Source organism: Photorhabdus aegyptia (assembly GCF_000612035.1).
GTDB classification, from domain to species: domain Bacteria; phylum Pseudomonadota; class Gammaproteobacteria; order Enterobacterales; family Enterobacteriaceae; genus Photorhabdus; species Photorhabdus akhurstii.
In genome coordinates, this window is record NZ_JFGV01000039.1 from 40,011 (window position 1) to 50,172 (window position 10,162).

Annotated in this window: 8 protein-coding genes; all 8 read left to right on the forward strand. The window is 42.5% G+C overall.

Annotated elements, in window-relative coordinates; all coding sequences use genetic code 11:
- Positions 1–153: 153 nt before the first annotated feature.
- Complete coding sequence (gene relB / locus BA1DRAFT_RS13160; protein ID WP_036779865.1) at positions 154–594, forward strand: type II toxin-antitoxin system RelB family antitoxin; 441 nt, start codon at positions 154–156, stop codon at positions 592–594.
- On the forward strand, positions 594–866 hold the full coding sequence (locus BA1DRAFT_RS13165) for a type II toxin-antitoxin system RelE/ParE family toxin (protein ID WP_036779866.1): 273 nt from the start codon (positions 594–596) through the stop codon (positions 864–866). Before relB ends, BA1DRAFT_RS13165 begins: the two co-directional genes overlap by 1 nt.
- A gap of 1,049 nt (positions 867–1,915) precedes the next feature.
- Complete coding sequence (locus BA1DRAFT_RS13170; protein WP_051560783.1) at positions 1,916–2,617, forward strand: RCC1 domain-containing protein; 702 nt, start codon at positions 1,916–1,918, stop codon at positions 2,615–2,617.
- 81 nt (positions 2,618–2,698) lie between these two features.
- On the forward strand, positions 2,699–3,847 hold the full coding sequence (locus tag BA1DRAFT_RS13175) for an RCC1 domain-containing protein (RefSeq protein ID WP_036779868.1): 1,149 nt from the start codon (positions 2,699–2,701) through the stop codon (positions 3,845–3,847).
- Positions 3,848–3,866: 19 nt separating this feature from the next.
- Complete coding sequence (locus BA1DRAFT_RS23165; RefSeq protein ID WP_036779869.1) at positions 3,867–4,127, forward strand: hypothetical protein; 261 nt, start codon at positions 3,867–3,869, stop codon at positions 4,125–4,127.
- A gap of 805 nt (positions 4,128–4,932) precedes the next feature.
- Positions 4,933–6,549 carry an RCC1 domain-containing protein gene (locus BA1DRAFT_RS24100; RefSeq protein WP_051560784.1) on the forward strand — a complete coding sequence of 539 codons (1,617 nt, stop codon included), beginning with the start codon at positions 4,933–4,935 and terminating at the stop codon, positions 6,547–6,549.
- 806 nt (positions 6,550–7,355) lie between these two features.
- Positions 7,356–8,192 carry a hypothetical protein gene (locus BA1DRAFT_RS13190; protein ID WP_235201098.1) on the forward strand — a complete coding sequence of 279 codons (837 nt, stop codon included), beginning with the start codon at positions 7,356–7,358 and terminating at the stop codon, positions 8,190–8,192.
- 794 nt (positions 8,193–8,986) lie between these two features.
- Entirely contained in the window at positions 8,987–9,952 is a 966-nt protein-coding gene (locus BA1DRAFT_RS13200; RefSeq protein WP_235201099.1) for a hypothetical protein, read from the forward strand.
- Positions 9,953–10,162 lie beyond the last annotated feature (210 nt).

Consider the following 10,162-nt stretch of genomic DNA (forward strand, 5'->3'; position numbering starts at 1 on the left):
AACCCCAAGGCAACGGACTTTTTTATATACTGCACAAAACAGATAATGTATGGTGAAAACTTGTCTCATTTAACTATTTATTGCATTGCAATTAATAATTAAATACATATGCTACTCTAAGTACTTGCATATACATAACTCAGGAGAACATTTATGGTCACAGAAACAATCGATCATCCCACACTAAATCGTCTGGTTGAAGCTGGCGCTGTTAACTCGGTACATGTGGTAGGTCATAACGACGGATGGGCTCTGATGGTGAAATATGGCACAGTGGAGCGTCCTCTGGTTGCCCAGCGCAGCCGTCAAGTACGCCTGTTCAAACGGCTGGAAACCCTTGTCACCTATCTTAAAGACGTAGGCATCGCACAGTTCAATGTAGATGCAGCCAATTATCATCTGGACACACCAACGAAAACTGCCCGCCCAGACCGTGCAGAAGCTCTAAAACGGACACATAAGGCTGCTGCTTATGATGCATGGTTCCGTAAGCAAGTTCAGGCCGCTATCGATGATCCCCACCCCAGCGTTCCCCATGAGGAAGTTAAAGCGCGGTTTGCAGCCAAAAAAGCGGCCCTACGTAAGGAGATATAATGGAGTTGAAATGGAAGCCAATGGCTCTGGCTGATCGTGAGGCTATTATGGAGTATATCGCGCTGGATAATCCGCTAGCTGCAATTGAACTAGATAATGGATTTGAATTGACGGCAGAAACTGCCTGCCAACATCCCAATATGTATAAACCCGGTAGGGTAAAAGGGACACGGGAGGCTGTCGTTCATCCCCATTACGTTATTATCTACCAAGTGCAGGGAAACCTTTTACAGATACTCAGAGTGTTACATACTGCCCAGCAATGGCCTTAGTTATTTACGACGATAGAATTTTTCTTACGTTATTTCTAATACATTCATCTAGCTACGAATTAGTGATCGAACAATCATGGTGCCTGAATATATCATTATGTAAAAAATACTTGTTCAATCAGGGTAACTTTTCCCTGCATCCAATGTCTCAGCCGCAACTATCGGTGTACTGAAAATAATGAACAGGATTAATATCAACAAATTAAGCATCCGTTGCTCCCTGGCTATCCATGCATAACAGCAAAATAGAGGATAAAGAGAGGCTGTCCAAGGCAGAAATAATAACTTTGCGAAGCGGTTCGAAAAAATAAGCTCTTGAAATCCTAAGGTAATAAACTTTTTCATATACTGTACAGAGCAGATATTATGATGAAAATCTGATGCATTAACTGGAATCCGAGCAACCGATCGTTAAGCCCTTAGAATTAGATATTAAGGCTCACGGCGAATATAATTAGTTAATCCATTAAGTGAACCATTAACCAAATGCCTGAGACAAATATAGTGACTCAGCCTATCGAGTATTCATTTGAAATCTTAGTGCGCTCTTCCTCTGTTATCACCAATATCAACTTCCAAATAAATATCAACATGAAATAACTCCCCCAAACAGTTTAGAAAACAAATAGTAAAAACCTCAAAATAACCGGCAATTTCATAAACAAAGTAGAACGAATATTACGGCAACCACTCTGGTAATTTTTACTCTTTTTTTTACAATTAATACTTAGTAAAGTAAGTTACATATTCATGTATTAATCAATAGCCATAAAGATGTACCTTTCCTCTAAATTCTGTCGTTCAAGCCTCATAATTTTAACCTTCATCACTTATCGATAAAAAATAATCCAAAACCAACTACCAAAAAATCAATTTAGTATTAACCTATAGTTATCAGCCGATAACCTCTCTCTATTATCTTACTCATCAAAGAATGGCTAGTATTAAATCAGCTTAACCCACAAAGGATAGGTTTTATGGCATAGATTCCCTTGTGGGTAATGCAGGTAAAAAGGTCAATCCGATATCACCATCATTAGGAGAATAATATGAATCAAAATAACGATCCCTCACCAAACATGGATACTGGCGGTAATCCTACAAAACAATATTGGCAACCAAACAGGAGTAGTCACGCTGATGATAATATGCCTATCGCTTCTACCAGAGGGGCAACCGCCATGTTATTGCCAAATGGCAGAGTGATAGCTTGGGGAAATGACCCCAGTAGTCAGATCCCACCCGACATTGCCCAATTACGGGATATCGTTAGCCTAAGTGCAACAGATGATGCTTTCGCGGCTCTACGGAAAAACTGGAGCGTGGTCGCTTGGGGAAACAACAACGAAGGTAACGGTGGTCAACTCCCGCCAGAAATTGCCCAATTACAAGATATCGTCAGTCTGTACACAACATCGAAGGCTTTCGCGGCCCTACGGGCAGATCGCAGTGTCGTCGTCTGGGGAGGTAGTGACATCAAAACCCCACCCGAAATTGCCGCATTGCAAGATATTGTCAGTATCAGCACAACAGAAACCGCATTTGCCGCCCTACGGGTAAACGGCAGCGTCGTTGCCTGGGGACATGGCAATTATCAAGGCAATCAAGTCCCACTCGGGATAGCTCGGTTACAAGATATCGTTAGCCTAAATGCATCAAGAAACTCATTTACCGTACTGCGGGCCGATGGTCAGAGAGTTGGCTGGGGTTCGGCTAATGATAATAAATTACATTACGAATACGACTATTAATTAATCCATTAAGCAGAGGTTTTACGGTACAGATTCCCTGCGGGTAAGGTCAATCCGATATAACCTTATTAGGAGAATAATATGAACCCAGATAACGAGTTCTCACCAAACAAACTATACCAGCAATCTGGAGATGGGATATGTAGTCACTTTGACAACAAATCCTCCATCGCCTCAACTTACACTGCGAGCGCCATGCTATTAACAAACGGCAGAATAGTCGCTTGGGGAGAGGAGAGCTGTGGAGGCGCTATACCGCCAGAAATTGCCCAATTACAGGATATCGTCAGCCTGAGATCAACAGGTTACGCATTTGCAGCCCTGCGGGCAGACCGTAGCGTGGTTGCTTGGGGAGATGATCAGTATGGCGGCAATTTACCACCAGAAATTGCTAAATTACATGATATTGTCAGCCTGAGTTCAACAAATTGCGCATTCGCAGCCTTACGGGCAAACGGTAGTGTAGTCGCTTGGGGAGATCATACAGGTCACGCATATGGCGGCAAATTACCAGCAGAAATCGCTGAATTAAAGGACATTATAAGCATAAGTTCAATACATAGCATTTCGGATAGTGTCTGTGCAGCCTGGTGGCCAGACCGTGATCAATTCAATTGCGGAGATTACGACAGCCATGGCAGCAGTGGCGGGTACAAGACCATTTCAACATATAACTTCACAAATGATACCTTTACCGCCCTTAGGGCAAACGGTAGGGTGGTCGCTTGGGGAAAAGTCCCTGTTCCGTCAGATATTGGCAAGCTAGAGGATATTATCAGTCTCAGTTCAATAAATAATATTTTTATCGCCCGGCGAGCAGACCTCAGCGTAGTCACCTGGCCCGGGTATCCCATACCTCCTGAAATTGCAAATTGGCAGGATATTATCCACCTGGATGTAACAATCTATGCTGTAGCCGCCCTGCGGGCAAACGGTAGCGTGGTCGCTTGGGGGCATCAAAACTATGGCGGCCAAGTCCCACCAGAAATTGCCGCATTACGGGATATTGTCAGCTTAAGTGCAACAAATGGCGCTTTCGCCGCTTTGCGTACCGATCGCAGTGTCGTCGCCTGGGGGGACCCGGGCTCTGGTGGTCAGGTTCCACCTGCAATTGCCATAATTAAAAGATATCGTCAGCCTATATTCATCAAGGAACACATTTATAGCTCTACGGGCAGACCGCAGTGTGGTCTCCTGGGGTACTATCAGTGTCCCACCCGAGATTGCTAAATTAAAGGATATCGTCAGCTTGAAAACTACTGATCTTGATGATTCCGCGAATCGAGGTAATTATGCTTTCGCGGCTCTACGGGCAAACGGCAGCGTGGTCTCTTGGGGATTCACAGAGCTTAATATCCAGATACCACCTGGAATAGCCCAACTACAAGATATCATCAGCCTAAGTTCATCAAGCAGCGCATTCGCCGTCTTACGGGCGAATGGCCAAAGATTAGCCTGGGATCTTTTGGATAGGGGGAATAATATAGTGCATAGCGAATATGATGATTAGCCGATTGGTATTATGAATGACTAAAAAACAATAAAACCAAGGCTGAGCCACAATACCTCGGTTCAGCCTATCGCTTATTCCATTTTAAAGATCATCTCACCCACCCGCTGTTATTAGCAAAATCAGCTTGCAAGTAAAGATTAAAAAAAATAACTTTACGAAACAGTTCGAAAAATAAATATCAAAAACCCAAAATAACTGATTTTTTATGAACCACACAAAAATATAATTACGACGAAAACTTAGCAACGCCTTATTTACCGACTTACAATAAATTATTAATAAATTAAGTTACTCGTACAGGTAATAAATTAATAGTCATAAGACACATATCCCCGACAAATTCTCACGCCTAAATCTCATTATTGTCATTTACCTGTAAAAATAATCTTAAAAACCATCACTCACAATCGGATTTAGCGTTAACCTATAGTTATCAAATAATAAATTTTCACTATCACATTCTGTTAATTTTTTGCTTTTTCTATTATCTTTTTTTTAAAGAGTTGCTAAACTTATTTATGTTTTATTAGTCGCAATAGAAAATCAGCTTAACCCAAACAGAATCTAGAATTTATTAACAAACTCCCTGTGGGTAAGGTCAATCCAATACCACCTTAAATTTAGGAGGGTAATATGCATCAAGATGATTTCTCCTCAAACATAAGTTCCAGCAATACCCTTATATGAATGCAATCTGTAATAATGGCCTGCACGGGTAATCCGATGCAGAAAATAATCCTTTAAAGAAGGAGGCCCCTTAAAAGGCCAATGTAATCTGGCCGGGACAGGGTTATCACAGAGAATGAAAATTTTTAATATGCCAACCGGGGAACAATCCCCGCCAGAGTATCCGATGAATACTGAAAAAACGTTCATCAATAGAGTGAAGCAGAATGTTAGCCGAAATCGCCGGTGGTCGGCATGGGTAATGTGCGTATCTATAGGGGCGCTTTTTTTCACCTCGGTATTGGCTGCTACTGAATACCCCAGTAAACCAACACCAGACCTAAGGTACCCCGCGACTCCCCCCTGGGACGCAGAATACACATTCAAATCTCTCGGGCAGCCAATAATCAATGGGAAAGACAACAAGGTCTCCATCACCTCCACTTACACCGCAACCGCCATGTTATTAACCAATGGCAGAATAGTCGCTTGGGGAGATGAGAGCGGCGGTGGCTCTATACCGCCAGAAATTGCCAAATTACAGGATATTGTCAGCCTGAGTTCAACAAATTATGCTTTCGCAGCCCTGCGGGCAGACCGTAGCGTGGTCGCTTGGGGAGATGAGAAGTATGGCGGCTCTATACCGCCAGAAATTGCCAAATTACAGGATATTGTCAGCCTAAGTTCAACAAATTATGCTTTCGCTGCCCTACGGGCAGACGGTAGTGTAGTCGCTTGGGGAGATCAGAACTATGGCGGCAAATTACCAGCAGAAATTGCTGAATTAAAGGACATTATAAGCATAAGTTCAATACATAACATTTCGGATAGTGTCTGTGCAGCCTGGCGGCCAGACCGTAATCAAGCCTATTGCGGAGATGACAACCGTGGCAAGTACAAAGTAGTTGCACAATATAGCTTTACAAATGATACCTTTACCGCCCTTAGGGCAAACGGCAAGGTGGTCGCTTGGGGAAGAGTCCCTGTTCCGTCAGACATTAAAAAATTAGAGGATATTATCAGTCTCAGTTCAATAAATAACATTTTCATCGCCCGACGAGCAGACCTCAGCGTAGTCACCTGGCCCGGGTATCCCATACCTCCTGAAATTGCAAAATGGCAGGATATTATCCACCTAGATGTAACAACCTATGCTGTAGCCGCCCTGCGGGCAAACCGTAGCGTGGTCGCTTGGGGGCATCAAAACTATGGCGGCCAAGTCCCACCAGAAATTGCCGCATTACGGGATATTGTCAGCTTAAGTGCAACAAATGGTGCTTTCGCCGCTTTGCGTACCGATCGCAGTGTCGTCGCCTGGGGGGACCCGGGCTCTGGTGGTCAGGTTCCACCCGAAATTGCCGTATTAAAAGATATCGTCAGCCTATACTCATCAAGGAACACATTTATAGCTCTACGGGCAGACCGCAGTGTGGTCTCCTGGGGTCTTATTAGTGTCCCACCCGAGATTGCCAAATTAAAGGATATCGTCAGCTTGAAAACTACTGATATTGATGATTCCGTGAATCGAGGTAATTACGCTTTCGTGGCTCTACGGGCAAACGGCAGCGTGGTCGCTTGGGGGTTCAAAGAACTTAATATCCAGATACCACCTGGAATAGCCCAACTACAAGATATCATCAGCCTAAGTACATCAAGCAGCGCATTCGCCGTCTTACGGGCGAATGGCCAAAGATTAGCCTGGGATCTTTTGGATATGGGGGACAATATAGTGCATAGCGAATATGATGATTAACCCCTTGTTATTATGAATGACTAAAAAACACGAAAACCAAGGCTGAACCACAATACCTCGGTTCAGCCTATCGTTTATTCCATTTGAAATATCAACTCATTCGCCCGCTGTTATTACCAATATCAACTGACAAATAAAGTTCAAAAGACAATAACTTTACGAAATAGTTTGAAAAATAAACATCAAAGAACCCCAAATAACTGATTTTTTATAAACCACACAAAAATATAATTACGACAAAAACTTAACAACGCCTTATTTTACGACTTACAATAAATCATTAGTAAATTAAGTTACTCGTATACGTAATAAATAATAGTCATAAGACGCATATCCCCGACAAATTCTCCCGCCTAAATCTCATTATCGTCATTTACCTGTAGAAAATAATCTTAAAAACCATCACTCACAATCGGATTTAGCGTTAACCTACAGTTATCATATTCTTTTAATCTTTTTATATTTCTATTATCTTTTTCTTAAAGAGTTGCTAAACTTATTTATGTCTTGTTAGTCGCAATAGAAAATCAGCGTAATCTGCAAGGGATTCAGTTTTGCGGTATAGCTCCCCTGTGGGTAAAAAAGGTCAATCCAATACAACCTTAAATTTAGGAGCACAATATGAATCAAGACGATTTCTCCTCAAACATAAGTTCCAGCAATACTCTTATATAAATGCAATCTGTAATAACGGCCTGCGCGGGTAACCCGATGCAGAAAATAATCATTTAAATTAAGGAGCACCCTTAAAAGGCCAAGGCAATCTGGCCGGGACAGGGTTATCACAGAGAATGAAAATTTTTAACATGGCAATCGGGGAACAATCCCCATCAGAATATCCGATGAATACTGAAAAAACGTTCATCAACAGAGTAAAGCAGAATATTGGTCGAAATCGCCGGTGGTCGGCATGGGTGATGGGCGTGTCTATAGGAGCGCTTTTTTCCACCTCAGTATTGGCCGCGACTAAATGCCCCAGTAAACAACCAATACCAGACCCAGTATACCCTGCTGGCCCGCCCTGGGACGCAGAATCCATATTCAGAGCCCTCGGGCAGCCAATCATCAATGGGAAAGACAACAAAGGTAAGCCGGTTCATTACCCAACAAGAGCAAGGGGGTACACTAACTTACCGAATGTCTTTCCGCCAGTAGTCAATCATGAGTTTCCAACACCGACCGGAGATTTAAAGTTAAAAGAGGGCCTGTTTTGGGTTAGAGCACCAAACGGAATCTTCAAGGTTCCACATGTGGTCACAGGTAAATATACCTGTAAGATGACTGCCAAACGTAAAGATGGATCGACCGGGAAAGCCACAGCAACCCTTGAGGCGGATGCTGTCGTTACAAATCAGATCATCCACAGGTTCCAGGGAGACAAAAACGTTCTGGAATCTAGCGTGACAGACCTGTTTTACACAGCGGCCTGCAAAGGGACTGGATTTTCATGGGAGCGTAAACCCGAAGAGAAATTTGAATGGGAAAGTGATTGGGACAACCCAGCACTGTTAATTAGAATGCAAGACCTGTGCAATTGGATTCATGATGTTGCTTTCTGGACGCCACCAGACGACAATCCGAATGATCGGTTTAAAGACCCGGCCGTCATGAGACCTACTAGTACGGATAGCAGCAATAAATAAAAATCGTCAACAAAACAGCCGGGGAGCAATCCCCGGTTGAGCACGCAATAGTTTGTTACTAAAACCAAGGCTGAGCCATAACACTCGGCTCTGCCCATCGCTTATTCCATTTAAAATATCATCCCACCCGCCCACTGTTATTAGCAAAATCAACTGCCAAATAAAGATTAAAAAAACAATAACTTTACGCAACCGTTTTAAAAATAAATATTAAAAACCCCAAAACAACTGATATTTTACAAATCATATAGAACATAAATTACGAAAACAACTTAGCAACACCTTATTTCCAGCCCGGCAATAGGTTATTAGTTAATTAAGTTACTCGTTCACGTAATAATAGTCATAAAGATGTATATCCCGATTAAATTCTTCTATTTAAATCTCATTATTATCACTCTTATCATTTATTTGTGAAAAACAATCTTAGCAACCATCATTAACAATCCACTTTAGCGATAAACTATAGTTATCGGTTGATAACTTTTCGTTATCACATTTTTCTAATCTTTTGCTTTTTCTATTATCTTTTTTTTAAAGAGTTGCTAAACTTATTTATGTCTTGTTAGTCGCAATAGAAAATCAGCGTAATCCGCAAGGGGTTTAGTTTTACGGTACAGGCTCCCCTGTGGGTAAAAAAGCCAATCCAATACAACCTTAAATTTAGGAGGGTAATATGAATCCAGACGATTTCTCTTCAAACATAAGTTCCAGCAATACCCCTATATGAATGCAATCTGTAATAACGGCCTGCACGGGTAACCCGATGCAGAAAATAATCATTTAAAGAAGGAGTGCCCTTAAAAGGCCAATGCAATCTGGCCGGGACAGGGTTATCACAGAGAATGAAAATTTTTAATATGCCAATCGGGGAACAATCCCCGTCAGAATATCCGATGAATACTGAAAATACGTTCATCAACAGCGTCAAGCAGAATGTTGGCCGAAATAAACGATGGCCGGTATGGGTAATGTGCGTGTCTATCGGGGCGCTTTTTTCTACCTCGGTATTAGCCGCGCCTGAATGCCCCAGCAAACAACCAACACCAGACCCAATATACCCTGCCACTCCTGCCTGGATACCAGAATACATATTCAAATCTCTCGGGCAACCAATCATCAATGGGAAAGACAACCAAGGTAAACCGGTTCATTACCCAGCAAGGGGGTCCACTAACTTACCGAATGTCTTTCCGCCAGTAATCGATCATGAGTTTCCAACGCCGACCGGAGATTTGATGTTAAAAGACGGTATGTTTTGGGTTAGAGCGCAAAACAGAATCTTCAAGGTTCCGCATGTGATCACAGGTAAGTATTACTGTAAGATGACTGCCAAGCGTAAAGATGGCGCGCCCGGCAAAGCCACAGTAGACCTTTATACGGATGCTGCCGTTGTAAATCATAAGATCCACTGGTTCCAAGGGGACCAAAATGTTATGGAATCCAGCATAACAGATCTGGTTTACACAGCTGCCTGCCGTGGGGCTGGATTTTCATGGGAACGTAAACCCGACGAGAAATTTGAGTGGGAAAGTGAGTGGGCAAACGGGGTGCCGTCAATTGAGATGCAAGACAACTGCCATTGGATTCATAATGTCGCTTTCTGGACGCCACCAGACGATAATCCAAATGATAAGTTTAAAGACCCGGCAGTCATGAGGCCGACTAGTGCGGAAAGTGCTAACTCGAAAAAGCCAGTCTCCCAAGATAACCCAGATAATCCCCCCTGGAAGAGAAAAGCGGATAGCAATAATCAATAAAGATCATTAATAGCACAGCCGGGGAGCAATCCCCGGTTGAATATCCAATCAATACAGATAATAGACCGAGTTATAATTCATCTTATTTGCTATTAATCTGAAATATCAGAATATTTAATTCCAGTTATTATACTAATTTTCTTGAGGGCGTTCAGAATTCTGTGTCACGTTAATTTAGCGGTTACAACGTTATCACATTATCCAAACGCC